Origin of the sequence: Ferriphaselus sp. R-1 (genome assembly GCF_000746095.1) — a bacterium.
In the GTDB taxonomy this organism is placed as follows: domain Bacteria; phylum Pseudomonadota; class Gammaproteobacteria; order Burkholderiales; family Gallionellaceae; genus Ferriphaselus.
On record NZ_JQKP01000003.1, the window covers coordinates 115,011 to 140,629 of the forward strand.

General features: G+C 60.9%; 19 protein-coding genes and 1 pseudogene. 8 read left to right on the plus strand and 12 right to left on the minus strand.

Annotated elements, in window-relative coordinates:
• Nucleotides 1–159: 159 nt before the first annotated feature.
• Complete coding sequence (locus DM08_RS04985) at nt 160–348, plus strand: hypothetical protein (protein ID WP_035383535.1); 189 nt, start codon at nt 160–162, stop codon at nt 346–348.
• A 137-nt stretch (nt 349–485) separates the two neighbouring features.
• Here DM08_RS04985 and ald read toward each other — a convergent pair whose 3' ends face one another.
• Nucleotides 486–1,607, minus strand: a complete 1,122-nt coding sequence (gene ald / locus DM08_RS04990; protein WP_343282972.1) for an alanine dehydrogenase — start codon at nt 1,605–1,607, stop codon at nt 486–488.
• A 218-nt stretch (nt 1,608–1,825) separates the two neighbouring features.
• Between ald and cysK the strand changes: the two genes are divergently transcribed.
• Nucleotides 1,826–2,758, plus strand: a complete 933-nt coding sequence (gene cysK, locus DM08_RS04995) for a cysteine synthase A (RefSeq protein ID WP_035383536.1) — start codon at nt 1,826–1,828, stop codon at nt 2,756–2,758.
• Between the two features lie 142 nt (nt 2,759–2,900).
• Here cysK and DM08_RS05000 read toward each other — a convergent pair whose 3' ends face one another.
• The 5 genes from DM08_RS05000 to cphA (DM08_RS05020) all read right to left on the minus strand — a co-directional run bounded on the left by DM08_RS05000 (nt 2,901) and on the right by cphA (DM08_RS05020) (nt 11,835).
• Nucleotides 2,901–4,766, minus strand: a complete 1,866-nt coding sequence (locus DM08_RS05000; RefSeq protein ID WP_051937802.1) for a potassium transporter Kup — start codon at nt 4,764–4,766, stop codon at nt 2,901–2,903.
• Between the two features lie 14 nt (nt 4,767–4,780).
• The gene (locus DM08_RS05005) at nt 4,781–5,461 is read right to left on the minus strand and encodes a response regulator (RefSeq protein ID WP_035383537.1); all 681 of its coding nucleotides are present in this window, start codon (nt 5,459–5,461) and stop codon (nt 4,781–4,783) included.
• Nucleotides 5,458–6,978: a DUF4118 domain-containing protein gene (locus tag DM08_RS05010; protein WP_035383538.1), complete on the minus strand. Its 1,521-nt coding sequence runs from the start codon at nt 6,976–6,978 to the stop codon at nt 5,458–5,460. The genes DM08_RS05005 and DM08_RS05010 overlap by 4 nt, the downstream gene beginning before the upstream one ends.
• 112 nt (nt 6,979–7,090) lie before the next feature.
• A complete protein-coding gene (gene cphA, locus DM08_RS05015) occupies nt 7,091–9,661 on the minus strand; it encodes a cyanophycin synthetase (RefSeq protein WP_035383539.1) in 2,571 nt (856 codons plus the stop codon).
• Nucleotides 9,662–9,693: 32 nt separating this feature from the next.
• Entirely contained in the window at nt 9,694–11,835 is a 2,142-nt protein-coding gene (gene cphA / locus DM08_RS05020) for a cyanophycin synthetase (RefSeq protein WP_035383540.1), read from the minus strand.
• A gap of 70 nt (nt 11,836–11,905) precedes the next feature.
• Here cphA (DM08_RS05020) and DM08_RS05025 point away from each other — a divergent pair, with 70 nt between their 5' ends.
• Nucleotides 11,906–14,149, plus strand: a complete 2,244-nt coding sequence (locus tag DM08_RS05025) for a cyanophycin metabolism-associated ABC transporter (protein WP_035383541.1) — start codon at nt 11,906–11,908, stop codon at nt 14,147–14,149.
• On the plus strand, nt 14,142–14,606 hold the full coding sequence (locus DM08_RS05030) for a cyanophycin metabolism-associated DUF1854 family protein (protein ID WP_035383542.1): 465 nt from the start codon (nt 14,142–14,144) through the stop codon (nt 14,604–14,606). The genes DM08_RS05025 and DM08_RS05030 overlap by 8 nt, the downstream gene beginning before the upstream one ends.
• A gap of 6 nt (nt 14,607–14,612) precedes the next feature.
• On the opposite strand, the gene mqo is transcribed toward DM08_RS05030, so the two are convergent.
• Genes mqo through DM08_RS05045 form a run of 3 tightly spaced genes read right to left on the minus strand, consistent with a single transcriptional unit; the run spans nt 14,613 to nt 19,297 of the window.
• Nucleotides 14,613–16,094 carry a malate dehydrogenase (quinone) gene (mqo, locus tag DM08_RS05035; protein WP_035383543.1) on the minus strand — a complete coding sequence of 494 codons (1,482 nt, stop codon included), beginning with the start codon at nt 16,092–16,094 and terminating at the stop codon, nt 14,613–14,615.
• 10 nt (nt 16,095–16,104) lie between these two features.
• Nucleotides 16,105–18,078: a peptidase U32 family protein gene (locus tag DM08_RS05040; protein ID WP_035383544.1), complete on the minus strand. Its 1,974-nt coding sequence runs from the start codon at nt 18,076–18,078 to the stop codon at nt 16,105–16,107.
• Complete coding sequence (locus DM08_RS05045; protein WP_051937803.1) at nt 18,071–19,297, minus strand: YihY family inner membrane protein; 1,227 nt, start codon at nt 19,295–19,297, stop codon at nt 18,071–18,073. Before DM08_RS05045 ends, DM08_RS05040 begins: the two co-directional genes overlap by 8 nt.
• A 27-nt stretch (nt 19,298–19,324) precedes the next feature.
• On the opposite strand from DM08_RS05045, the gene wrbA reads away from it, so the two are divergent.
• From wrbA to DM08_RS05060, 4 genes are read left to right on the plus strand one after another with little or no spacing between them, the layout of a single operon-like run.
• Complete coding sequence (gene wrbA, locus DM08_RS05050) at nt 19,325–19,924, plus strand: NAD(P)H:quinone oxidoreductase (RefSeq protein WP_035383545.1); 600 nt, start codon at nt 19,325–19,327, stop codon at nt 19,922–19,924.
• Nucleotides 19,921–20,625 (plus strand): HugZ family pyridoxamine 5'-phosphate oxidase, encoded by a 705-nt coding sequence (locus DM08_RS05055; RefSeq protein ID WP_035383546.1) that lies wholly within the window; start codon nt 19,921–19,923, stop codon nt 20,623–20,625. The genes wrbA and DM08_RS05055 overlap by 4 nt, the downstream gene beginning before the upstream one ends.
• Before the next feature lie 35 nt (nt 20,626–20,660).
• Nucleotides 20,661–21,377 carry a DUF1780 domain-containing protein gene (locus DM08_RS12785; protein ID WP_152555779.1) on the plus strand — a complete coding sequence of 239 codons (717 nt, stop codon included), beginning with the start codon at nt 20,661–20,663 and terminating at the stop codon, nt 21,375–21,377.
• Nucleotides 21,378–21,400: 23 nt separating this feature from the next.
• Entirely contained in the window at nt 21,401–22,369 is a 969-nt protein-coding gene (locus DM08_RS05060; RefSeq protein ID WP_035383547.1) for an HNH endonuclease, read from the plus strand.
• 227 nt (nt 22,370–22,596) lie between these two features.
• On the opposite strand, the gene DM08_RS05065 is transcribed toward DM08_RS05060, so the two are convergent.
• The 3 genes and pseudogenes from DM08_RS05065 to ppk2 form a co-directional block, all read right to left on the minus strand.
• Complete coding sequence (locus DM08_RS05065; protein WP_035383548.1) at nt 22,597–23,667, minus strand: TerC/Alx family metal homeostasis membrane protein; 1,071 nt, start codon at nt 23,665–23,667, stop codon at nt 22,597–22,599.
• A gap of 167 nt (nt 23,668–23,834) precedes the next feature.
• Nucleotides 23,835–24,002 (minus strand): annotated as a pseudogene (locus DM08_RS12500) (DUF3124 domain-containing protein); the annotation flags it as partial.
• Between the two features lie 337 nt (nt 24,003–24,339).
• Nucleotides 24,340–25,515: a polyphosphate kinase 2 gene (gene ppk2, locus DM08_RS05070; protein ID WP_035383549.1), complete on the minus strand. Its 1,176-nt coding sequence runs from the start codon at nt 25,513–25,515 to the stop codon at nt 24,340–24,342.
• Nucleotides 25,516–25,619: the final 104 nt, after the last annotated feature.

The window sequence follows — 25,619 nt, forward strand, 5'->3', positions numbered from 1 at the left end:
CATTCCTTTCAGATACAAAAAAGATCGTTAAGATGCGCTCCATCCGCCGGATTTAACCGACAACTTTCCGGGGCGGACTATAAATACCGGCTAAAGCGTGCTCGCTCCATCACCCTCGGGAGCCGGCTACGCCGGACTTTTGAGGGCAAGGAGCACACCATGGTCAACTGCATAGAAATCCCGTTCAACCGTTTTCCTGCCTCCGTCGAAGCGCGGCTGGCTTACGAGCGTCGTTTCGGCGCGACACCGGAATGGCTGGATGAACTTTCCGCCGGGCGGGGGCTGGCGCTGCTGCGTCAGGCGTTGGGACGCGGTGCACCGCTGATCGCGGCGGATGTGCTGATTTAGCCGACTCCGTCATTCCGGCGTAGGCCGGAATCCAGCAAAACTAACACTCCGCGCAGCGGACTTCATCTGAGCTATCCGCTGCGCGGGCGCTTAAATCAACTGGATTCCGGCCTGCGCCGGAATGACAGTCACCCGTGCTACAGAAACCCGTCCGCCGCTGTGTGCGGCAGGCCGAAAGCCTCCGCTACGGCGCGGTAGCTCACCTGCCCTGCAGCCACGTTCAGCCCCTGGCGCAAGGCGGGGTTATCGCGCAGCGCTTGTTGCCAGCCCTTGTTCGCCAGTTGCAGCACATAGGGGAAGGTGGCGTTGGTGAGCGCGAGAGTCGAAGTGCGCGGCACGCCGCCGGGCATGTTGGCGACGGCGTAATGCACGATGCCGTCCACGCTATAGACCGGCTCCTGATGGGTGGTGGGCCGTGTGGTTGCTACGCAGCCACCCTGATCCACCGCCACATCGACGATGACTGCGCCGGGGCGCATCAGGCGCAAGTCTTCGCGGCGGATGAGTTTGGGCGCAGCGGCACCGGGGATGAGCACGCCGCCGATGACCAGGTCTGCCGTGGCGAGCTGTTCCAGCAGGGTGTGGCGATTGGAGTACAGCGTCTGCACGTTGGCGGGTAGAACATCGGCAAGATGGCGCAAGCGCTCCAGCGACATGTCCAGCAAGGTGACGCGCGCGCCCAGTCCCGCCGCCATGCGTGCGGCGTTGCTGCCGACCACGCCACCGCCTATCACCAGCACATGCGCAGGCGCGACACCGGGCACACCGCCCAGCAACACGCCGCTGCCGCCGTGATGTTTCTCCAGATATTTCGCACCTTCCTGTACCGCCATGCGCCCGGCCACTTCCGACATCGGCGTGAGCAAGGGCAGCTCACCGGAGGGCAAAGCCACGGTCTCGTAGGCGATGCAAGTCGCGCCGGAGGCCAGGTGCGCTTCGGTCAACTCGCGGTCAGCGGCAAAGTGGAAGTAGGTGAAGATGATCTGCCCGGCGCGGATGCGCGGCCATTCAGCACGGACCGGTTCCTTGACCTTGACGATCAGCTCTGCCACGGCCCAAACAGCCTCGGCATCCGGCGCGATCTGCGCACCAGCCGCCTGAAATTGCTCGTCGCTAAAGCCACTGCCGAGCCCCGCGCCCTGCTCCACCCACACAGCATGACCAGCCAGCACCAGCGCGGCCACGCCTGCTGGCACCAGGGCCACTCGATGTTCATTCGCCTTGATCTCTTTGGGGATACCGATATGCACTTGAGTCACCTTTCGATCATTGCCGACCAGAAGTGTCATCGTACCCCAAGGCGCTCGCTGCGGGATACCACGGCCAGCTGCCAGCGGCTAAATCGAGTCGCCCCGCCAGTTGTTCGAGTTACCTGGCTTCATAACCGGCAGCAATAAGAACAGCACTATAAGTTCGCCACAGTGCGCGCCGCCTGCGCTATAGTTTTGCCCACTTCGAATCGCTCAGGAAACACGCCATGAAAATCGCCAAGAATGTCGCCGAGCTGGTTGGCAACACACCGCTGGTACAACTCAACCGCGTCGGTCAGGATGCCCATGCCCGCATCCTGCTCAAGCTGGAATTCTTCAATCCCGCCCACAGCGTGAAGGATCGCATCGCGGTCGCCATGCTGGATGCGGCGGAAGCTGCTGGCAAGATCGGGCCGGACACCGTCATCCTCGAACCGACCTCCGGTAACACCGGCATCGGCCTGGCGATGGTGTGCGCCGCGCGCGGCTACAAGAGCGCCTTCGTGATGCCCGAGACCATGAGCCGCGAGCGCCGCCTGCTGCTCAAAGCCTACGGCGCGGAACTGATCCTGACACCGGGGCCGGAAGGCATGTCGGGCGCGGTGAAGCGCGCCGATGAGCTGGCCGCCGCCGATCCCAAGTACTTCATTCCGCAACAATTCGGCAACCCGGCCAACCCCGCCATCCACCGCGCCACTACGGCGGAAGAGATCTGGGCCGACACCGATGGCCAAGTGGACATCTTCGTCTCCGGCGTGGGCACCGGCGGCACCATCACCGGCGTGGGCGAAGCGCTCAAAGCCAGGAAGCCCGGCGTGCAGATCATCGCGGTTGAGCCGGATGCCTCGCCCGTACTCTCCGGCGGTCAGCGCGGCCCGCACCCGATCCAGGGCATCGGTGCAGGCTTCGTACCGGAGATTCTGAACACCCAGATCTACGACGAAGTCGTCCGCGTCAAGAACGAAGATGCCTTCAGCACCGCCCGCAAACTGGCACGCGAAGAAGGCCTGCTGGTCGGCATCTCCTCCGGCGCAGCGACGTGGGCGGCGTTGAAAGTGGCTCACCGCCCAGAGAACGCAGGCAAGACCATCGTGGTCATCATTCCGTCGTTCGGGGAGCGGTATCTTTCTACGCCGTTGTTTGCGGATTTGCTGGATTGATGGGCACTTAGCAAGCAGGCTGCAAGCATCGCACAGCACGAATAAAGACCGCCGGAGCTGCTCCCGGCGGTCTTTATTCATGTGGTCAAACCTGAACTGGACTGTCTACTCACCAATTCAAAACAGATCACACACTCCTTGCCTACAACATCATCTGCGTGCCCAATTCGACCACCTGGTTGGGCGGCAGGCGGTAATAGGCGGCGGCACCTTCGGATTGGCGGGTCAGCCAGGAGAACAGGTTGCAGCGCCAGCGCGGCAGCGCGCCGGGGCCATCGACGATGACGGAGCGCGCGACGAAGTACGAGGTGCTCATCGCTTCGATCTCCAGCCCCAGTTTGGAAGCCAGGCTCAAGGCCTGCGGGATGTCCGGCTCTTCGCGGAAGCCGAAGCGCACATCTACACGGTAGATGCCTTGCGCCAGCTCTTTGCTGTGCAGTCGCTCACCGGCAGCGATGTACGGAACCTCTTCGTTCACCACATGCAGGAAGATCACGCGCTCGTGCAGCACCTTGTAATGCTTGAGGGTGTGGAACAAGGCGCTGGGCACGAGCGTCGTATCCGAGGTGAGATAGACCGCCGTGCCGGCCACGCGGGGCACGTCTGGCAAGGCGCCGGAGGTAAAACTCGCCACCGGGATATCCAGTTTGCGGCGTTGTTCGGCCACCAGCGAGCTACCTAGTTTCCATGTCGTCAGCAGCACGAAGATGACTCCGCCCAGCACCAGCGGGAACCAGCCGCCGCTGGCGATCTTGGTCAGGTTGGAGCCGAAGAATCCCAGCTCCAGCGCTCCGAACAGGGCAAAGCCCAGCAACAGCAAGCTGCGATTGCGCCCCGTGCCGGCCAGTACCACGAACCCGGCCAGCACCGTGGTGATGATCATCGTGCCGGACACGGCGATGCCGTAGGCCGCCGCCAGCGCGCCCGACGAACGGAACTGCAACACCAGCACGATGACGGCGAACAGCATCAGCCAGTTCACCGTGGGAATGTAGATCTGGCCGCGTTCGTGGTCAGATGTATGCAGCACGCGCACGCGCGGCAGATAGCCCAGACGCGAGGCTTGCAGCGTCATCGAATACGCGCCGGAGATGGTGGCTTGCGAGGCGATCACGGTCGCCGCCGTCGCCAGGGCGACCAAGGGCAGCATGAACCAGTCCGGCGACAGCAGGTAGAACGGGTTCTGCACCGCGCTGGCATCGCGCAACACCAGCGCGCCCTGGCCGAAATAATTGATGATCAGGCAAGGGAACACCAGTGCGTACCAGGCCACGCGCACGGCCTTGGCGCCGAAGTGCCCCATGTCGGCGTACAGCGCTTCGCCGCCGGTCAGCGCAAGGAACACGGCGGATAGCAACAGAAAGGTCACGCCCGTGTGATGGACAGCGAAATCCAGCGCGTAGAGCGGGCTGAGCGCTTTCAGCACGACCGGATTCTGCGCGATGCTGATCGCGCCCAACACGCCCAGCGTAATGAACCAGACCAGCGTCACCAGCCCGAACAACCCGCCGATCTTGCCGGTACCTTGTTTCTGGATCAGGAACAAGCCGATCAGCACGCCGACCGTGATCGGCAAAATCCAGTGTTCGAACTGTGGCGTGGCGATGCTCAGGCCTTCCACCGCCGACAGCACCGAGATGGCGGGCGTGATGATGGCATCGCCATAGAACAAGGCGGCGGCGAACACGCCCCAGCCGACGATCTGCCGGGCGATGCGCGGCGTGTTGACGCTGAGTCGATGCGCCAGTGCGGTCAGCGCGAGCACGCCGCCTTCGCCTTGATTGTCGAAACGCAGCACCAGCCAGACATATTTGACCGAGATGATCAGCATCATGCACCAGAACAACACCGACAGACTGGCGAGGACGTTCGCCTCATCCAGTGGCAGCGGGTTCGCTCCGGCGAAGGCTTCCTTGAAGGCGTACAAGGGACTGGTGCCGATGTCGCCATAGACCACGCCGAGTGCGGCGATGGTCAAGGTGGTCAGACTGGATTTGCTGGCTTGCATGTGTACTCCTGCGATTAGAACTGAAAGCGATAACCGATGCCGATCTCGGTCTGGAAGTGGGCGGGCTGGGTCGGGTCATCTTCGAGTTTTTGGCGCAGATGGGCCACGTAGATGCGCAAGTAATGCGTGTGCTCGACGTGCGTCGCCCCCCAGACCTCGCGCAGCAACTGACGATGCGTCAGCACCCGCCCGGCATTGGCCAGCAGCACCGAGAGCAATTTGAACTCCATGGCGGTCAACCGTACCGGCTGCCCATCCTTGGTGACGACATGGCGCGCCAGATCGACCTCGATCCGACCGAAACGGGACATCGGGGATTCGAGCGCCTCACCCGGACGCCCCCGCCGCAACAAGGCGCGCACCCGCGCCAGCAACTCGCCGACCGAGAACGGCTTGGTCAGGTAGTCGTCCGCGCCCGCATCCAGCACGGCGATCTTGTCGCGCTCGGTCGAACGGGCGGACAGCACCAGCACCGGAACCTGCGACCAGCTGCGCACACGTTGCACAAAGTCCACGCCATCGCCGTCCGGCAAGCCCAGGTCCAGGATAACCAATTGCGGTTTGAGCGAGACGACCGCCTCCAGCCCCAGCGCCATCGTCCCCGCTTCGCGCACCTCGCTGCCCTCGCCTTCCAGCGCCTGACGAATGAAGCGGCGAATCTCGCGCTCGTCCTCAACCAGCAAGACCAGACTCATGGCGACTCCCCGGCTTCCTGCTCGATCACCGGAGGCTCGCCCAAGGGCAAGGTGAAGCGCACGCAGGCCCCGCCTGCCGCCGGATTGCTGGCGGAGATTCCCCCGCCATGCGCCTCGATCACGGCACGGCAGATCGCCAGCCCCATCCCCACGCCAGTCAGCGGGCTTTCCGCCACACCGCGTTCGAACGGCTCGAACACGGCCAGCAATTTGTCGGGCGGGAATCCCGCACCGGCATTGGCGACGGTCACCTCCAGCTCGCCCTCCACGACTTGTGCGCCCAGCAAAATGTCGGTGTCCAGCGGAGCATATTTGGCGGCATTCTCCAGCAGATTGCAGAACACCCGCTCCAGCAACACCGCATCGAATTCGATCAAAGGCAGACCGGCGGCCAGATGCACTTTCACCGGATGGCGCTGGAGGGCAGTCCCCAACAGCTTGATGCTGGCACCAATCACTTCTTCGACCGGCTGCCACTCCTTGCGCAACTGCACTTGCCCGGCATGCAGCCGCGCCATGTCGAGCAGGTTGCTCACCAGATTATTCAAGCGCAGGGCTTGATCGCGGATAGCCGCCGCAGTCTCCCGTGCGGGCTCCGGCAGTTGCTGACGCGGCAACGTCAGCGTGTCAGCCAGGCCATAAAGCGCGGTCAGCGGCGTGCGAATATCGTGCGACAAGGCCGCCAGTATCGAGCTGCGCAGACGTTCGGTCAGCATCTGCATGTGATGCTGCTGGGCGACCTCGACGAAATGCAGCCGGTCCAGCGCCGTCGCCATCAGAGAGGCGACCGCCTCCAGCAAGGGACGCTGAAGTGCCAGTACCTCACGTTCGGCACTTATCAGGATCACGCCGCGCGGGCGCGTCACGCCCGACAGAGGCAGGATCAGCGTGGCGGGCGACTCACTCCTCAGCTCCATCGCCGCATTGTTGGAGAAGGCCGACCGGACCACCATCATTTCGGCCACATCCAGCTCGACAGACTCGCCGCCAACCGTCAACAGAACCTCGTTGCGCGTGGGTACCAACACATGCAACTCCATGCCAAGTTGGCGTATGAAATTCCGGGCATCCAATGCGGCCTGCTCGACAGTCAACACGCCAGCCAGTTGCTGCGCCAATGCGTAAAGTGCACGCATCTGCTGTTCGCGTTGCTGGGCTTCGATAGCATTCTGACGCAGGCCAGCGGTCAGATGGCTGATGATCAGGGCGACCATCAGCATCACCGTGAAGGTGATCAGATACTGCGCGTCATTGACCGAAAAAGAGAATCTAGGAGGAACGAAGAAGAAGTCGAACAGCGCAATACTGATCAGCGAGGCCGTGATGGCGGGCTTGCGCCCCAGCCAGACCGCGATGATCGCCACGGTGAGCAGGAACAGCATGACGATGTTGGCGAGATCGACATGCTCCCGCAACGGCTGGGTCACCAGCGTGATCAGCACACAGGCAGCCAGTGCCTGCAGCTGCTGCCGGAAACCGGATTCCTTGCCTGCCGATGATGTCTGAAATGCGCTCATTTTCCCGCCTGTCTCTTGGTGGCTGCGTCAGTACAGCCTGAGCAGTCGGGAAAATTATTGCATCACCGATATAAAAACGGCGTAAATCTTGGCGGCATCTTGGACAAGAATCTCAACCTTCGGCGACGCGCTTGCCGATGTATTCCAGTGCCTCGTCCACCTGGTCGATCAGGATCAGGCATAGCTCGCCCGCCTTGAGGTTGGCCAGTGCCACATCGATGGCCTTGAACTCGCCGCGTATCTCTTGCGACTGCTTGGTGCGCTTAGCCCCAGCCAGCCCGGCGCGCAGCAAGCCCAACACTTCGCCGTCGGCGCGTCCGCGCTGACATTGGTCTTCGTACAGGATCACTTCATCGAAGGCCGCACCGAGCAGTTCGGTCTGCTGGCGGATGTCTTCGTCGCGGCGGTCGCCTGCGCCGCTGATGACCACGCTGCGGCGGGTAGCGGGCAGATTTTCAATGGCGCTGATCAGCGCGATGATGGCATCCGGGTTGTGGCCGTAGTCAGCGATCAGCGTGGCACCGCGATAGTCGAACATGTTGAAGCGACCCGGCGCAGTGGCGGCATCGTTGACGAAGGTCGCCAGCCCGGCGCGCATCACTTCCACGTCCAGCCCCAAGCCCCAGCCTGCCGCGATGACACCCATCGCGTTTTCGACCTGGAACGCCAGCGCACCGTTGCGCGTGAGCGGAATGGCGGCCAGCGGGAAACGCAGCTTGCGCCGCCCTTCCGAGGCGATGATCTCGCCATTCTCGACATACACCACGCGCTGGCCGCGCGCGCGGTGCGCCGTCAGCACCGGGTGGTGCTTGTCATGGGTGAAAAAAATCACCTTGCCGGGACAACTCTCGGCCATGCTCACCACGTTAGGGTCGGCGGCGTTCAGCACGGCATAGCCATCGGGCGCGACGTTCTCGACGATGACGCGCTTGACCCGCGCGAGGTCTTCCACAGTGCGGATGTGATTCAGGCCCAAGTGATCGCCCAGGCCGATGTTGGTCACCACGGCGACATTGCAGCGGTCGAACGCCAAGCCTTCGCGCAGGATGCCGCCCCGCGCCGTTTCCAGCACGGCGGCATCCACATCGGGATGAGCCAGCACGTTGCGGGCGCTCTTGGGGCCGCTGCAATCGCCGGTGTCGATACGACGGCCTTCGATGTACACGCCGTCGGAGTTGGTCATGCCGACGCGCTTGCCGCTTTGCGTGAATAGGTGCGAGATCAGGCGCACGGTCGTGGTCTTGCCATTGGTGCCCGCCACCGCCACCACTGGGATACGGCCATTCGCGCCTTCGGCGAACATGCCGCCGACGATGGCCTCGCCCACCGGGCGCGCCTTACCGAAGGACGGTGCCAGATGCATGCGCAGGCCAGGGGCGGCGTTCACTTCGACCACGCCGCCGTTCTGGTCTTCCAGCGGTTCGTGCAGGCTTTCGCACACCACGTCCACGCCGCAGATGTCCAGACCGATCATCTTGGCAGCGGCCACGGCACGCGCCGCCACTTCGGGATGCACGTCCTCGGTCACATCGGTGGCCGTGCCGCCGGTGGACAGGTTGGCGTTGTTGCGCAGCACCACGCGCGCACCGCGCGGCGGCACGGATTCGGCATCGTAGTTCTGCAAGGCGAGGCGAGCCAGTGCGATGTCGTCGAAACGGATCTTGGTCAGCGTGGTGGCATGGCCGGAACCGCGACGCGGGTCGCTGTTCACTTGCTCCACCAGTTCGCGTATGGTGTGCTTGCCATCGCCAATGACGTGCGGCGGATCGCGGCGGGCGGCGGCGACCACGTGGTCGTTCACCACCAGCAGACGAAAATCGTGGCCGGGCATGAAACGCTCGACCATCACCTCGGAACTGATCTCCTCGGCGGCGGCATACGCCACCTTGAGGTGCTCGTAGCTCTTCACATTGACCGTCACGCCCTTGCCCTGATTGCCGTCCTGCGGCTTGACCACCACCGGCAGACCCAGCTCCTGCGCCGCCGCCCAGGCATCTTCCAGAGTGTCCACCGGACGACCTTTGGGCACCGGCACGCCCGCCGCATCCAGCAGATCCTTGGTCAGCATCTTGTCCTGCGCGATGGCTTCGGCCACGGCATTGGAACGGTCGGTCTCGGCGGCAAGGATGCGGCGCTGCTGGCTGCCCCAGCCAAACTGCACCATGCTGCCCGTGGTCAGGCGACGATAAGGCACGCCGCGCGCCACGGCGGCATACACGATAGCACCAGTAGACGGTCCCAGGCGCAGATCCTCGTCCAGGTCGCGCAGCTTAAACAGCGCATCGTCCAGATCGAATGGCGTATCGTCTAGCGCCGCCTGACAAAGTTGCGCCGCTAGTTTGAGCGCCAACCGGCCCACATCCTCCTCCGAGTATTCGACCACCACCTGATACACGCCAGATTCGGACGTCTCGACCGTGCGGCCGAACGTGACCGGGCAACCGGCCTGCGCCTGCAGGTCGATGGCGCACTGCTCCAGCACGTGGGGCAGCGGAATGGGCAGTTTGCTGCCGCGACTCTTCAGGGCGCTCAGGCCAGGAAAACGTTCGCGCAGACGGGCTTCAAAACCCGGCAACTCCACGATGGAGCGGGCGGCTTCGGTACAGTGGACGATGGCTTCGATGGCCGTGTGACGGCCCCACAGATTGGGACCGCGCAGCGCGCGGATGCGTGTGACTTCCATAGGTTTTCCTGTTTCCTCAGTGTGCGGGCGGCTCAGTCCAGCCCGAATGATTCGATTCCGGCGGCGATCAACTTGGTCGTCATACCCAGCGCCCAGGCAGCAGCGGCAGCGGCCAGCATCGCTTCCGGCTGCTCGCGCAAGGCGGGCGGCACGACCAGTCCGTTCAGTTCTTCTTCGCTCGCGCCGGTCGCCAGCACGATCTTGCCTTTACGCAGGAACACGGCGCGCTTGCCTTGCTCGCGCTGGGCTGCCAAAGCAGGCAAAGCGCCATCCAGACCGAACAAGACCACCTCGCCATCGCACAGCTCGGCCAGTTCGCCGACCCGCTCATCCGCCGCGTTCAGCACGGCCAGGCCCTCGTCCAGCACCACATCTACTTGCGTGCGCAACACGTTGAACACCTGTTGCGGGGTCTCGATCCACGCCTCCGGCAAGGCGGTATCCGGCGCGATGCCGGTGACCACGGCCACCTGACAGCGATCATAGGCCAAGCCCTCGGTCGCCATCACGCGCAGATCGTTCTCGAACACGGCGGCATCGATGGAGGCGCTCATCAGCAACTTGCGCGCCGATGCCCAGCCGGTGCGGTCGCCCGCCTCGACCCGGCGACGGTCATGGTACAGGCCATCGCTACAGGCCAGACCGACGCGCTGGCCGGACAGATGCATCAGGCGCGCCAGCAAGCGGGCGACCAAAGTGTTGGCTCCCGTGCCGGTCACGCCGACGATGGGAATGCGACCGTTCTCGCCCGCCGCGAACAGGCTGTCCACGATGGCGCGACCGACCGGGCGCGGCTCGCCGGTTGCCGGTTTCAGATGCATCAGCAGGCCGGGACCGGCATTGACTTCGACGATGGCTCCGCCCTGTGCGGACAGGGGGCGGGAGATGTCCTCGGCCACCAGGTCGATGCCGGCGATGTCCAGCCCGACCACGCGCGCAGCCAGCTCGGCCACCTTGGCGCAATCGGGATGTACGCGGTCGGTGATGTCGAACGCCACATTGCCGTTGCGCTGGATCAGCACCTTCACGCCTTCGGCGGGCACGCTGTCGGCGGCATACCCCTGCCGCTCCAGCTCCAGACTGGCGGCAGCATCGATGCGCACCGGGTTGAGCGGCTGTTCTTCGTCGTAGCCACGGCGCGGATCGCTGTTGATCTGGCTCTCGATCAGCGCCTTGATGGTGGAACGACCGTCGCCCGTCACCCAGGCAGACTCGCCCTTGGCGGCAGCCACCAGTTTGCCGCCCACTACCAGCAGGCGATGCTCGTCGCCGGGGATGAAGCGCTCGACCAGCACTTCGCTGCCCTCTTCCTGTGCCACGGCGAAGGCGGTCTCGACTTCGTTCTGCGTAGTCAGGTTGGTGAACACGGCACGGCCATGATTGCCGTCGGAAGGTTTCACCACCACCGGCAAACCGACATCCTGCGCGGCTTCCCATGCTTCGGCTGCGCTCTCGACGATCTGGCCTTCCGGTACGGGCACGCCACAGGCTTGCAACAGGGATTTGGTCAACGGCTTGTCGCAGGAGATGGTCTCGGCGATGGCGCTAGTGCGGTCGGTCTCGGCGGTCCAGATACGGCGCTGCTTCGCGCCATGGCCCAACTGAACCAGATTGCCGTCGTTGAGGCGGATGAATGGGATGTCGCGGTCATCGGCGGCATCCACGATGCTGTTGGTGCTCGGCCCCAGCAGCTTGCGTTCGGCCAGCTCGCGCAACTCGGCCACGGTATCCGCCACATCGAACGGACGGTCTTCGATCGCGGCCATCACCAGGTCACGGGCGGCATACAGCGCGGCGCGGGTAACATCTTCCTGCCAAGCGCGCACCACCACCTTATAGACTCCGCGCTTGGAGACTTCGCGTGCCTTGCCGAAGCCGCCGGGCATACCGGCCAGATTCTGCAATTCGAGGGTGACGTGTTCCAGGATGTGGCCGGGCCAGGTGCCCTCCTCCACCCGGCGCAGGAAACCGCCGCGCTCGCCGTAGCTGCAGCGATGCTCGATCAGCGTGGGCAGCCAGGAGGACAGGCGTTCGTAGAATCCGGGGATGGTATTGGAGGGAGAGTCTTCCAGCGCGCCGATATCGACCAGCGCTTCAAGCACGGGGCGGTAGGTCCACATATTCGGGCCGCGCAGCGGAGTTATCTTGAGAATTTCGATTTGTCTTTGTTCCATACTGACTGTAGGCTTGCGTCCTCGGATATGATACGGCCTGAACGCACTGTAACAAGATTGGTTGACCTGCATGGATAAAAATCCGTCCACCCTCCCCCTGCCGGAACACGGACGCGCCGCCGTTCAGTCGCAACTGGTGGCTGGCGAATCGGTGCTCAGTTGGCTGGAGCTCGATCTGGACACCCGTTTGCACTTTGCCCGCACCCTGCTGGTGCTGACCGATCAGCGCCTGTTGAGCAAGGAAGCCTCTGGCGCTTGGCATGTCTGGCCCCTGACTGGCGAACTGTCGCTGCAAAACTTCGATCATGCGGGCGTAGGCACGCTGGAACTGCTGGACAGTCGCACCCGCCTTACCCACTGGCGCTACACCCTGGAGTTCGACCCGGCGGTGCGCGATTTCATCACCGGCTTCACCCACCAACTCGCAGGGACCCGGCCCGTTGCCGAGCCCACGGTCTGCCCTACCTGCGGCGAAACCATCCCCGCCGGGATCAAGGTCTGCCCTGACTGCGCCCCGGAGGAAGACAACGAACGCAACGGCTGGGCGCTGCTCCGTCTGGCGCGCTTCGCGCGTCCCTATCGCGGCAGGTTGCTGCTCGGTTTTCTGCTGACGCTGACCGCCACCGCTGCCACGCTGGTACCGCCCTACCTGACCATGCCGCTGATGGACGAGGTGCTCATCCCCTACCAGAACGGTCATCCCATCGACTTCCACAAGGCCTGGCTATATCTGTCCGGCCTGCTCGCTGCTGGCCTGGTGGCCTGGATACTGGGCTGGGCGCGCACCTACCTGCTGGCACTGGTGTCGGAAAACATAGGGGCCGATCTGCGCACCACGACCTACAACCACCTGCTGCGCCTGTCGCTGGAATATTTCGGCGGCAAACGTACCGGTGACCTGGTCGCCCGCATCGGCTCGGAGACCGACCGCATCAACGTGTTCCTGTCCTTGCATCTGCTGGATTTCGCCACCGATGTGCTGATGATCGTGATGACGGCGGCCATCCTGTTCTCCATCAATCCCTGGCTGGCGCTGGTCACCCTGCTGCCGCTGCCCTTCATCGCCTGGCTGATCCACAAGGTGCGCGACAAGCTGCGCCACGGCTTCGAGAAGACCGACCGCATCTGGGCCGAGATCACCAACGTGCTGACCGACACCATCCCCGGCGTGCGTGTGGTCAAGGCCTTTGCGCAGGAAGAGCGCGAGGTCGCCCGTTTCCGCGATGCCAACCAGCGCAACCTGGCCGTGAACAACCGGGTGAACCGTATCTGGTCGCTGTTCAGCCCCAGCGTCACCCTGCTCACCGAGATCGGCCTGCTCATCGTGTGGGCCTTCGGCATCTGGCAAGTCTCGCGCAACGAGATCACCGTCGGCGTGCTGGCCGCTTTCCTCGCCTACATCAGCCGCTTCTACACCCGGCTGGATTCGATGAGCCGCATCGTGTCGGTGACGCAGAAAGCCGCCGCCGGAGCCAAGCGCATCTTCGACATCCTCGACCACGTCTCCAGCGTCCCCGATGCCGCCCATCCGGTGCATCTTGAGCAGGTGCGCGGCCAGATCGAGCTGCGCCGCGTCGGTTTCCGCTACGGCAACCGCGCCGTCACCAAGGATGTGAGCCTGACCATCCAGCCCGGCGAAATGATCGGCCTGGTCGGCCACAGCGGTTCCGGCAAAAGCACGCTGGTCAACCTGATGTGCCGTTTCTACGATGTTTCCGCCGGTGCCATCCTGCTCGACGGCGTGGACATACGCGCGCTCTCGGTGGACGAGTACCGCAGCAACATCGGTCTGGTGTTGCAGGAGCCGTTCCTGTTCTTCGGCACCATCGCCGACAACATCGCCTACGGCAAGCCGAACGCCTCCCGTGCCGAGATCATCGCCGCCGCCCGCGCTGCCCATGCCCATGAGTTCATCCTGCGCCTGCCGCACGGCTACGATTCGCTGGTCGGCGAACGCGGCCAGAGCCTGTCCGGCGGCGAGCGCCAGCGTATCTCCATCGCCCGCGCCCTGCTGATCAACCCGCGCATCCTGATCCTGGACGAAGCGACCTCTTCGGTGGATACAACCACCGAGCGCGAGATCCAGGGCGCGCTGGACAACCTGATCCAGGGCCGCACCACCATCGCCATCGCCCACCGCCTGTCCACCCTGCGCAAGGCCGACCGGCTGGTGGTGATGGACCGTGGCGAGATCGTCGAGGTCGGCGACCACGACAGCCTGATGGCGCAAGAAGGACACTACTATCGCCTGTATCAGGCGCAATTGCGCAACGTGGATACCGAGGATTTCCTCGACCGGAGGACCCATGGCTGATTTCACACTTGCCCGCGACAGCTACGGCAAACTGACGCTGACCGATGCGACCGGAGTGGAGCACCGTGGCATCTCGCCGGTGCGCGCCTTCCCCATCGCCGACCCGGAGCACGGCATCGCCCTGATGAGTGCGGAAGGTCATGAATTGGTCTGGATCGAACGTCTGGGCGACCTGCCTGACGAGATGCGCATCCTGCTGGAGGACGAGATCGCGGGCCGTGAATTCATGCCCAGCATCACCGCCTTGCGCGATGTCTCCAGCTTCTCGACACCGACGGTGTGGCAGGTGGAGACCGACCGGGGCCCGGCCAGCTTCACCCTGAAGAGCGAAGACAGCATCCGTCGCCTGGGTCAGGATGCCCTGCTCATCGCCGACAGCCACAGCATCCACTACCTGATCCGCGACACCCGGGCGCTGGACAGGCACAGTCGCAAGCTGCTGGACCGTTTCCTGTGATGCCGGTCAGGCCAGCCGCAATATCCTCAGATTGCGTTCGCGCACCGTAGCCAGGAGTTCCGGCTGTTCGCTCAGGGAATGGCCGTAGCTGGGGATCATCGCGCGCAACTTCTGCTGCCAATCGGCCTGGGCGAGTCTGCTGGCAAAACAACGTTCGATGATCCCCAACATCGCCCGCGTCGCCACCGAAGCACCGGGAGAAGCTCCCAGCAAGGTGGCCAGCGTACCGTCCCGAGCGGTGACGACTTCCGTACCGAACTCCAGCTTGCCCACGCCCTTGTCATAGCCCTTGATGATCTGCACCCGCTTGCCGGCATTGGCCAGAGTCCAGTCCCGCACGTGTGCCTGCGGATAGATGCTGCGCAGCGCCTGGTTGCGCTGTTTGGGGGTTTGCAAAGCCTCGCCGATCAGGTAGCGGGTCAGGTCGACGTTGCTCCACCCCGCCGACAACATGGGTTTCAGGTTGAACTGGCTCACCGATTTGAGCAGATCGAGATAAGAACCCTGCTTCAGGAACTTGGTGGTGAATCCGGCATAAGGACCAAACAGCAGCGCGCGCTGACCGTTGATGATGCGCGTATCCAGATGCGGCACCGACATCGGCGGCGCACCCAGCGGAGCCTTGCCGTATACCTTGGCATGATGTTGCTGGACGATGGCGGGATCGTTGCAGATCAGCCACTGGCCGCTGACGGGAAACCCGCCGTAGCCCTTGCTCTCGGGGATGCCGGATTTCTGCAACAACGGCAGCGCCCCGCCGCCCGCCCCCAGAAAGACGAACCGGCTGACGAAGGTCCGGCTCTTGTTGTGCTGGCGGTCATGCACATGGACGTGCCAGCGGCCCTGCTTGTCCTGCTCCAGCGCACGCACGGAATGAGCGAGCAACAGGCTGAAGCCCTGCTGCTGGACCAAGCCCTCGATCAGTCCCCGGGTGAGCGCACCGAAATCGATGTCCGTACCGTGTTCGACGCGGGTGGCGGCAACAGGCTGGGCGGTATCGCGCTGCGCCATCACCAACGGCATCCACTGCCGCAGCACCTCCGGGTCGTCGCTGAACTGCATGCCGGCAAACTGGGCGTGACCACGCAGCGCTTGGTAGCGCGCACGCAGAAACGCCACATCCTCATCTCCCGCAACGAAGCTCAGATGTGGCACCCGGTTGATGAACTTGTCAGGCGCTGGCAACAGGCCGTGCTCCACCAGATGACTCATGAACTGTAACGTCAGCTCGAAATCGGCGTTGATTGCCAACGCCCGCTTGACTTCGACCGAGCCATCCGCCGCCTGCGGTGTATAGTTCAGTTCGCAATAGCCCGCGTGGCCCGTCCCGGCGTTGCTCCAGCCGTCCGAGCTCTCATGCGCGACCTGATCCAGCCGCTCGACCATCACCATGCTCAATCCGGGGTCGAGCTGGGCCAGCAAGGTGCCCAGCGTAGCGCTCATCACCCCGCCGCCTACCAGCAGCACATCAACATGAGTCACCGACATCGTTCGTTTCCTATCCTTGAGAACGGGGAGCGCGGTCACGGCGCGGATGCAACGTGACCGGTGCCACCGCCGCCGCAACTGGTTTCAATATGTGTTTCTTCATTTTGCCCATCACATGCATCTCGCAGGCGCGGCAATCGAACTTCAGCGTCAGTTTTTCGCTGCCATTGAGCAGCACCATCGGTTCGGCGCGCACCTGGCCCTGCACGCCGACCACGCCTTTGGCCTGCTTGGGGCACAGGCTCAGGGAATAGCGGATGCAATGGCGGGTGATCATCAGCGAGACCTCGCCCGCCTCCTCGTGTTGCTCATAGGCGGCGGCGATCAGCTTCACGCCGTGCTTGGCATAAAAGGCTTGCGCAGCAGAGTTGTTGACGTTGGCGAGATAGGACAGCGACTCCTCGGGATAGCGCGCCGGAGGCTGGATGGCCGCCTTGCGAGTCACCCGGATATGCGCTGCAAGGCGCGCCGCTTCGAGCTTTTCCACCGTTTCACGACGCAACTGGTTGAGCACAGAACCCGGCACGAACCACGGCTGCGACCAATTAACGGAGGCATCGAGCAGCTCGAAATCGGTGTTGCCCAGACGCGCCAACTGTTCGATCAGCTTGGCCTTAGCCTCGTCCGGCTGTTTGGCTGGCTGCTTGTCGAACGCCACATCCGCAGTCGCCGCGATGCCATCCTCGTCCCGCAGACTCAGCGCAAACCCTTGCGCAGTCTCTGCGAACGCTGCGTGCACGCCTATCTTGCGCTCGGCGGACTTCCTGGTCAGCGCCTGTTCCCAGGCCTGGTCGCTGTTGCGATTGATCTCCAGACCGACGCGCAGACCGACCAGCTCGTGCATCTTCTCGTTCGGCCAGATGCGCCAGCCGCGCCCCTGCGGCTTCACCGTATTGGCGCGAAGGCCGTGGGTCTCGCGCTTGACCAGATAATTGAGTCCGTCGCCGTTGGCCATGGCCTCGTCGGTCTCGACCTCGAACCAGTCCGGGCCGAGCTTGCTCACCGTACCCAGCGGCAGGCCGACGAAACTGGGTGCATCGAACGCGCCAATGTCGGCTTTTCGCCCGTTGGAGAAATAGTCCGTCGCGCCGCGATGGAAGGTCTTGTCGGGATCAGGGGTGAAGAACAGCCGCGTCTTGCCGCTGGAGGCGGCGTGCAGCGCCGGACGGTCCTCCAGGATCTCGTCCAGCAAGCGGCGATAGTGGCCGGTGATGTTCTTGACGTAGGGCGCGTCCTTGTAACGTCCCTCGATCTTGAAGCTGCGCACGCCAGCGTCTATCAAGGCGCGCAGGTTGTCGCTCTGGTTGTTGTCTTTCACCGACAACAGATGCTTCTCGTAGGCGACCACGCGCCCTTGCGCATCCTGCAAGGTGTACGGCAAACGGCAAGCCTGCGAGCAATCGCCGCGATTGGCTGAGCGCCCGGTGTGGGCGTGGCTGATGTAGCACTGGCCGGAATAGGCCACGCACAGCGCGCCGTGGATGAAGTGTTCGATCACGGTGTCGGCAGGCACAGCAGCTCGGACCTTTGCGATCTCCTGGATAGTCAGCTCGCGCGCCAGCACCAGTTGCGAGAAGCCGACATCGGCCAGGAAGCGCGCCTTCTCCGGCGTGCGGATGTCGCACTGGGTCGAAGCGTGCAGGTCGATGGGCGGCAGGTCAAGTTCCAGCAGCCCCATGTCTTGCACGATAAGCGCGTCCACGCCTGCTGCGTAGCAATCCCAGGCCAACTTGCGCGCCGCCTCCAGCTCGTGCTCGTGCAGGATAGTGTTGAGTGTGACGAATATCCGCGCATGGAAGCGGTGCGCGTAGGCCACCAGCTCTGCGATGTCCTCTATCGAGTTGCCCGCCTTGTCGCGCGCACCGAACGACGGCCCGCCGATGTACACCGCGTCGGCGCCGTGCAGGATCGCTTCGCGGCCTATCGCGGCAGTCTTGGCAGGCGCCAGCAGTTCAAGCATGGACGAGGTCGAGGGTTCAGTCATGGTGCATCCCGGCGAACAGTTCCTTGAGCGTAAGGTCGGTCTGCGCTTGCAGCAGCGTGGCTGTGCGCGTCATCCAGTCCAGGATGGCCACATCTTCATCGGCAGCGGGCAGGTTGGGCACGGTGTACACGAAGCGGGTATAGAGTTCGCTGGCCCGGATGTGCTCCGCGTCACGTATCATCACCCAGCCATTGGCCGCCAGTTTGCGCACCATGCCGGCCTTCACCAATACGTCGAGTAGATGTTCCAAACCTTCGAAGCTGACATGCAAACGGCCACACAGGCTGGGCAAGGTCTGTATCGTGCCGCTCTTCATCCCTTCGCTCATCACGCGCAACACCCGCAGGGCGTGATACAACTGGGTCGCAGGAGTGAGCGGCCCGGCGGCTTTACTGCGCCAGTGCGGCAACACCGAGGTGATGAGCGCGCCCATCAAGGTGGTCAGCCAGGAGAAATACACCCACAGCAGGAAGATAGGGATACTGGCGAACGTGCCGTAGACCAGTTTGTAGGTGGGGAAGCTGGTGATGTAGGCCGCGAACACCCGGCTCATGGACTCGAACGCGACCGACGACACCACTCCGCCGATGAAGGCGTGGCGCAGCTTCACATGGCGATTCGGCACCACCAGGAACAGCAGCGTATACGCCAGCGTGGTGAGCAGGACCGGCACGATCTTGAGTACGCCTACCCCGAAGAATGGAACTTGCTTGGCGTAACCGGACGACAGGCTGACCAGCCAGGAAGTCGCCGACAGGCTGCCGCCCACCAGCAAGGGGCCCAGCGTCACCACCGCCCAGTAGATCAGCACGCGCTGGGTCAGCGCGCGTGGACGCGACACACGCCAGATCACGTTGAATGCATCTTCGATGGTGTGCATCAGCAGCATCGCCGCCGCTCCCAGGAACAGCACGCCGATGGTGGTCAGTCGCGTGGCACTTTCGGCGAACTGCTCCATGTAGCGCGTGATCAGCTTGCCGCCCGTCTCCGGCATCAGGTTGGACAGCACGAACTGCTTGATCGACGAGGAGAAATCGGCGAACACCGGGAACGCCGAGAACAAGGTCAACGCGATGGCGATCAGCGGCACCAGCGACAACAGCGTGGTGAACGTCAGGCTGGCGGCGATCTGGTTACAGCGGTCCTGAGCAAAACGCTGGGCAAGCAGCAGGGAGAACTGGCGAAAATCGTGCAGACGTCTGTGGATCAGGGATGGCATGGTTAAAGCTTGGTTATAATCCCCCGCATGATACCTGACAACGAAATCCTCGTCCTTTACTACAGCCAGCACGGCAGCACCCGCCAGATGGCACAACTCATCGCGCGCGGCGTGGAGCAAGCTGGTTTGACCGCCCGTTTGCGCACCGTCCCGCCGGTGTCTGCCACCTGCGAAGCCACCGCTCCCGCCATTCCCAACAGCGGCGCGCCCTATGCCAGCCATGCCGATCTGGAAGCGTGCATCGGCATCGCCGTGGGCAGCCCGACCCGTTTCGGCAACATGGCGGCGGCGATGAAACATTTCTGGGACGGCACCAGCCCGCTGTGGATGAAACACGCCTTGGCTGGCAAACCCGCCGCGCTGTTCACGTCCACCGGCACGCTGCACGGCGGGCAGGAAGCCACGCTGCTGACCATGATGGTGCCGCTGCTGCATCACGGCATGGTCATCGTCGGCCTACCCTACTCCGAACCCGAACTCACCCACACCCAAAGCGGCGGCACGCCTTACGGTGCCAGCCATCACGCCGGTGTCGCGGGCGAACTACCCATCACCGAACACGAACGCAAACTCTGTATCGCGCTGGGCAAACGCCTGGCCCTCACCGCTAGGAGACTCGCCCCATGAGCAACGCCCGCGAAGCCCGCCAACTGCTGCGCGCCCACCGTTACGGCGCACTTTCCACCCTGTCCAAAAAGTTCGACGGTCATCCATTCGGCTCCATCACCCCCTACATGGTGGACCACGACGGCAGCCTGCTCATCCTCATCAGCACCCTGGCCGAACACACCAAGAACATCGCCGCCGACCCGCGCATCAGCCTCATCAGCCACAACCAGCGCAACCCGCACATCCAGACGCAAGGCCGCATCACGCTGATGGGCAACGCCGAGATCGTGGCCGACCGCGCCGCCGCCGGACAGCGCTACCTGCGCTACTTCCCCGAAGCGCAAACCTACTTCGCCATGCACGATTTCTCGTTCTACCGCATCGCCCCGCTGGCGCTGCGCTACATCGGCGGCTTCGGCCACATCCACTGGGTCAAAGCGGAGAACTACCTCATGGAGAACTACCCGCTGATCGAGCAGGAAACCGCCATCCTCGCCCACATGAACGCCGACCACACCGACTCCCTCCGCCGCTACTGCCTGCACACCCACCAACTCGAAGCGCAAACCGTAGAGATGGTCGGCATCGACTGCGACGGCTTCGACGTGCGCGCCGACGGCGATGTCTATCGCTTCGACTTCCCCGAACCCGTGCTGGACGCGCAACAGGCTCGGGCGGCATTGGTGGCTTTTGCAAAGAGTGCCGGAACAACGGATTAGTCAAAAATTCAATAATTATTTATATCTAATAGTCAATGAATTGCAAAATATCAGCGACAATTCCACCCGCCGAGACAATTGTAGAAAGCAGCATATGTGAAAACGGTGCACAGCTTCAGTACGGCCACTGCCAATCTGACGCCGAAGTTTTGGCTTCTATGCAAGCATCCGCTCATGAGAAATTGCTCTTCTTTTCAAACAAGGGGAAAGAAAAACGAGAACGCTGGGTCGTATCCCAGTTTCTTCAGTACTACAAGCTTGACTTCAACAAAACCGAACTAGTCTCCCCTCCCCAAAATAGCAAAACCGATGTTCAGTTTCGGGATGCAAACTTTCAGATCAAGGAAATAATAAATGCGGGCGAAAAACGAAGCGATGAGATCCGCGCCACTTATAAATGCATCAAAAATGCTTCAAAACTTGAAGAAGTAATTGGTCCTTCGTTCATCTATGACATACCGCCACCCACTACAATCTATTCTCTCGTTATGGATGAAGCTAAACGCCTTGCGTCAATTCCAAAGTATGCAAATATCAGACACGAACTCGACCTGATTTTCTATGTAACTCGTACACATGCCGTACCCATTCAGCGAGAAGAAATATGTGTAAAGCAACTCATGCAATTTGGCTGGCGAACAATCTCTTGCCTAGCCGGAAGTCAAGCCAACGTATTGTTTGCATCCGAGCACGCACCGGTATTCCTCAGGGAAAGAGTCACAACTAATCCTTCATTTGAGAGGGATGCATAATCACAGATATCAAGGAGAGATAATTGCCAATATTCGTCTTATTTATCGCTTTACTGGTTATCTTTGTATTGGGGTTCATCGCTTACAAAATACTTTTAGCTATCCTGAAAGCGACTTACGAGATGGCTTTATCAAAATATTTCAAAGGAGACAGGTTCCAAGCCATAAGGAAGAGCATCGACCAACACACACAAAACTGCAATGATCTAAATGAACATATAGAAAATCTAAAGTGCTCCTACTCTGACATAAGGTCCTTCGATTACGGTGAAAGCCATTTACACGATGGCAGCCGCTACAACATGAAGAGGAAGGAGTGGATAGAGGAAAGAAGCCATCGGACTCACAACTGCTCTGCATCTGTGTGTAAGAACGCAAGTAATCAGCCGTTTAAGTATCTTTGCAAATATTTTAATATAGAAGTCAATGAAGAAACACTCTCAACATTTGAAGAGGTACTCAACAATTTTGCTGCTGCAGAGCAAGGAAAGCTTTTGTTAAAGAACGAGAGAGATGCCATTCTGTTCAGTATAAGCAACTCTATTCCGGCGGTGATACTGAGATTTAGCAAAGAGCGTGTTATTCAAGAATTGGGGTTTAGCAACATTGACTTCAGTGACCTATATTTCCCTGTTTATACTTTTCAATATGTATCAGCTGGGGGAAATAGCGCTTCACAGTGCGATATAAAGTTAAACATAGAAAATTTAGATAAGTTCATTATCTATATGAGCAACATAATAGAGTTCAAGAACAGCATTGCAGGTCAGAGAGCTTTAATGACTTCCAGTCTCAGAGAAAAAATAAAAAGCCGAGATAACTTCACCTGCAAAATTTGTAGCTTGTCAGTTACTGACGAAAGAAACTTATTGCTGGAAATTGATCACGTCATTCCCCTTGCAAAAGGCGGCACAACATCGGAAGAGAACTTACAAACTCTGTGCTGGAAATGTAATCGTTCAAAGGGATCAAAAATCCCCTCAACCGAATAGCCAAGGGCAATACCACATCACTCTGCCCTGATCGCCCGCCCTGAAGTCAGGAAAGTCGGTGTTCGGTTAAGCTGAATGTCGGCATGCACAGCTTCGACCATTGGAGGATTGGTAACTGCTGAAGCTTCCCATGGATGATGAAATTGGCACCGGAGCCGCCTGCCGACTCACTCTACTCGACAAAGAACTCCAGCGCCGACCTCAACGCCGTCTGGAGTGCCGCAGCCTCATGGTTGCTGGCTCAAGCTTTTGCGATCCACGATGAGCGAAGCACCCACGCCGGTTGCCAAGATCATCACGACCACTCCCAGCAGGTACAGGTTGAAATGCTCGCCAAGCGAGAGTTTGAGCCATTCTGCGAACAGCATCTTTAAGCCCACGACCATGAGCAACGTGGCGAGTGCGGCTTTGAGGTAGCGGAATTTTCGCTCCAGCCCGGCTAGTGCAAAATAGAGTGAACGCAGGCCGAGCATCGCGAACACGTTGCTCGTAAAGACGAGGAAAGAGTCGCCGGTGATGGCAAAGATGGCTGGGATCGAATCCACCGCAAAGATCAGGTCTGTCGTCTCAACCATGACTAGCGCCAAGGCCAGTGGGGTGAGCAGCAACGTGCCGGGCTTGGATCTTTCTACGATGTCGTCAGGCGCAACTGGCACATCGGGTGTTTCGCGTTCGGATGCGGCTGATGACCCTGCGCGAACCATGAAATGGTCGCCATGAAATTTATCCGTTACCGGAAAAACTGAGCGGATCATTCGGATGATGACACTGCTGTTCAAATCGGTTTGTTCTGACTTGAGAAACAGCATTTTGATGGCAGTCAGAATCAGGAAGACCGCGAAGAAGTACAGTATCCAGTGAAATTCAGCGATCAACTGTGCGCCAAAGAAAATCATCGCGCCGCGCAACACGAGTGCGCCAAAGATGCCCCAGAACAACACCCTATGTTGATAGAGTGGCGCGACCCGAAAGTAGGTGAAGATCATGGCGATGACAAAGATGTTGTCCACGCTGAGGGATTTCTCAACGACGTAGCCCGTCAGATACTTCTCTGTCGCCGTTTCTCCATCATTGGGTAAACCATCCACAGGGTCAGGGTCTATGCCGAGCCCGAACCAGTGACCATCGTAAGCAAAGTACACAAAGACCGCAAAGGCGGCCCCCATGGTCATCCATATCACAAACCAGACCATGGCTTCCCTGACGGAAACGACATGCGCCTTGCGATGGAACACACCCAGATCGAGCGCCAGCATGAGCAAGATAAACGCGATGAAACCAACCCACATCCAGATCATACGAAAACCACCTCCTATTGCCGTGTTTATCACCTAAAGTGGCGATGCGCGCAAGCGGCTTTGCCGCGAAAAGACTATGGAAGACCCGACCCATCGCCTCCGCTCAACTCGCTATTCTGACTTCATCGCCCGCTCCGAATTCAAAAAGTCCTTGTCCACAGCTTCGATCACGGGTGGGTGGTTTCGCTGGCAGCTTCCCACTGGATGATGAAATTGACATCCAAGCCGTCTGCCAACTCGCTTTTCGCGACGAAGAGTTTCATTGTCGCGATAGTTGGCACGGTACGTGTCGATGGGGAGAATTCTTTCAGCAAGCGCCCTTCGGTGCTGTAGTAATGCGACGAGGTAAACCCTGATCGGAATCTTCAAGCTAGTGTTGCGGATACTTACCCGTGCCGACATCAATGCCTTCCTCGGCTGACCAGACGTATCCAGCTCGAGCATCAAGCCAACACACCTCTGGCAGAGTTGAAGCACGCCCTGTAGCAACCACACAGCGAAGTCAGGCTGGCCAGCGGCCTGCAAAAGGTCACCACCGAGTCCGGCAAGAGCCTTTGCTATCAGCCGCCACCAACTTTTGCCCGAGATCTGCCCGGCCTAGACGGCATGCACATCACATGTCCATAAGGGAATTCAACAATATATGACCGGGGGCACTGCCTTCCTGAGCTATCAGAGGATGGCCGATTCCTTTTCGCCGCGTTCGTACACGACATGGGCGCGACCTACCAGCAAGGGGTCCATAGGACCGATCGCGTCCAGGTTCTTGTTGGTGTAGGGCAGTTTGTGCAGGATGTAGCGCATCGCATTCAGGCGGGCGCGCTTCTTGCAGTCCGATTTGATCACCGTCCAAGGAGCATCCGCCGTATCCGTGTAGAAGAACATGGCCTCCTTGGATTTGGTGTACTCATCCCATTTGTCCAGCGAAGCCAAGTCGATGGGAGACAGCTTCCATTGCTTGAGCGGGTGCATCTTGCGCTCCTTGAAGCGGCGACGCTGCTCTTCGCGGCTGACAGAGAACCAGAATTTGATCAGATAGATGCCGCTTCTGGTTAATGTTCTTTCAAACTCTGGCGTCTGGCGCATGAACTCATTGTATTCATCCGTCGTGCAGAATCCCATCACCCGCTCCACCCCGGCGCGGTTGTACCAGGAGCGATCGAACAGGGCGATCTCGCCCGCCGTGGGCAGATGCTGGATGTAGCGCTGGAAGTACCATTGGCCACGCTCCACTTCGGAGGGTTTTTCCAACGCGACCACATGAGCACCACGCGGATTCAGATGCTCCATGACGCGCTTGATGGTGCCGCCCTTGCCGGCGGCATCACGTCCTTCGAACAGGATGACGACTTTTTGCCCGGTCTCCTTGACCCAGGCTTGCAGTTTCAGCAATTCGACCTGCAGTTGGTATTTTTGTCTCTCATAGCTCCGGCGAGACATCAGGTTCTTGTATGGGTAGCCGCCCTCGCGCCAGTCTTCCGACAGCTCATCGTCAGGCGATTTCGCCCGTTTTCCCAGAAAGGCCGGGACGCTCTCACCCATCAATGCCTTGCGTAGCACAGCCGCATCGTCCGGGGATGCGCCATCCATGATCGCTCCCAGCATCTTGGCGAGATTCGCCGCGTCGTCCGGCTGAGCATGGGCCAGGATATCCTGCACGGCAACGATCTTGGATGAGGTGGCGGCTTCAAGCGCCTGGTCTACGACATAGGATTCGATGGCTTGGGAAGTCAGCTCCGGTGGAGTATCTCCGGAAGCCACTTTGCGCGGGGATGAACGACGGGACGGGGTTGGTTTGACTTGCGAGGGTGTGCTGCTGCTTTTTTGCTTGGTTGTGTTTTTTTCCATAGTTCCACTTTCAGAAGAGATGCCTAGACCCGAATCGAGAAATACTCGCAGGATTCTACGCCGCCAATGGATCGGCTATCTCCACTGAAGCAGGAGTTACTGAC

What these genes read in the sequence shown, in the direction of transcription:
- DM08_RS04985 (WP_035383535.1), top strand. Translation starts at nt 160, where the DNA reads ATGGTCAACTGCATAGAAATCCCGTTCAACCGTTTTCCTGCCTCCGTC.
- cysK (WP_035383536.1), top strand. Translation starts at nt 1,826, where the DNA reads ATGAAAATCGCCAAGAATGTCGCCGAGCTGGTTGGCAACACACCGCTG.
- DM08_RS05000 (WP_051937802.1), bottom strand. Translation starts at nt 4,766, where the DNA reads ATGCAAGCCAGCAAATCCAGTCTGACCACCTTGACCATCGCCGCACTC.
- DM08_RS05005 (WP_035383537.1), bottom strand. Translation starts at nt 5,461, where the DNA reads ATGAGTCTGGTCTTGCTGGTTGAGGACGAGCGCGAGATTCGCCGCTTC.
- DM08_RS05010 (WP_035383538.1), bottom strand. Translation starts at nt 6,978, where the DNA reads ATGAGCGCATTTCAGACATCATCGGCAGGCAAGGAATCCGGTTTCCGG.
- cphA (WP_035383539.1), bottom strand. Translation starts at nt 9,661, where the DNA reads ATGGAAGTCACACGCATCCGCGCGCTGCGCGGTCCCAATCTGTGGGGC.
- cphA (WP_035383540.1), bottom strand. Translation starts at nt 11,835, where the DNA reads ATGGAACAAAGACAAATCGAAATTCTCAAGATAACTCCGCTGCGCGGC.
- DM08_RS05025 (WP_035383541.1), top strand. Translation starts at nt 11,906, where the DNA reads ATGGATAAAAATCCGTCCACCCTCCCCCTGCCGGAACACGGACGCGCC.
- DM08_RS05030 (WP_035383542.1), top strand. Translation starts at nt 14,142, where the DNA reads ATGGCTGATTTCACACTTGCCCGCGACAGCTACGGCAAACTGACGCTG.
- mqo (WP_035383543.1), bottom strand. Translation starts at nt 16,094, where the DNA reads ATGTCGGTGACTCATGTTGATGTGCTGCTGGTAGGCGGCGGGGTGATG.
- DM08_RS05040 (WP_035383544.1), bottom strand. Translation starts at nt 18,078, where the DNA reads ATGACTGAACCCTCGACCTCGTCCATGCTTGAACTGCTGGCGCCTGCC.
- DM08_RS05045 (WP_051937803.1), bottom strand. Translation starts at nt 19,297, where the DNA reads ATGCCATCCCTGATCCACAGACGTCTGCACGATTTTCGCCAGTTCTCC.
- wrbA (WP_035383545.1), top strand. Translation starts at nt 19,325, where the DNA reads ATGATACCTGACAACGAAATCCTCGTCCTTTACTACAGCCAGCACGGC.
- DM08_RS05055 (WP_035383546.1), top strand. Translation starts at nt 19,921, where the DNA reads ATGAGCAACGCCCGCGAAGCCCGCCAACTGCTGCGCGCCCACCGTTAC.
- DM08_RS12785 (WP_152555779.1), top strand. Translation starts at nt 20,661, where the DNA reads ATGAATTGCAAAATATCAGCGACAATTCCACCCGCCGAGACAATTGTA.
- DM08_RS05065 (WP_035383548.1), bottom strand. Translation starts at nt 23,667, where the DNA reads ATGATCTGGATGTGGGTTGGTTTCATCGCGTTTATCTTGCTCATGCTG.
- ppk2 (WP_035383549.1), bottom strand. Translation starts at nt 25,515, where the DNA reads ATGGAAAAAAACACAACCAAGCAAAAAAGCAGCAGCACACCCTCGCAA.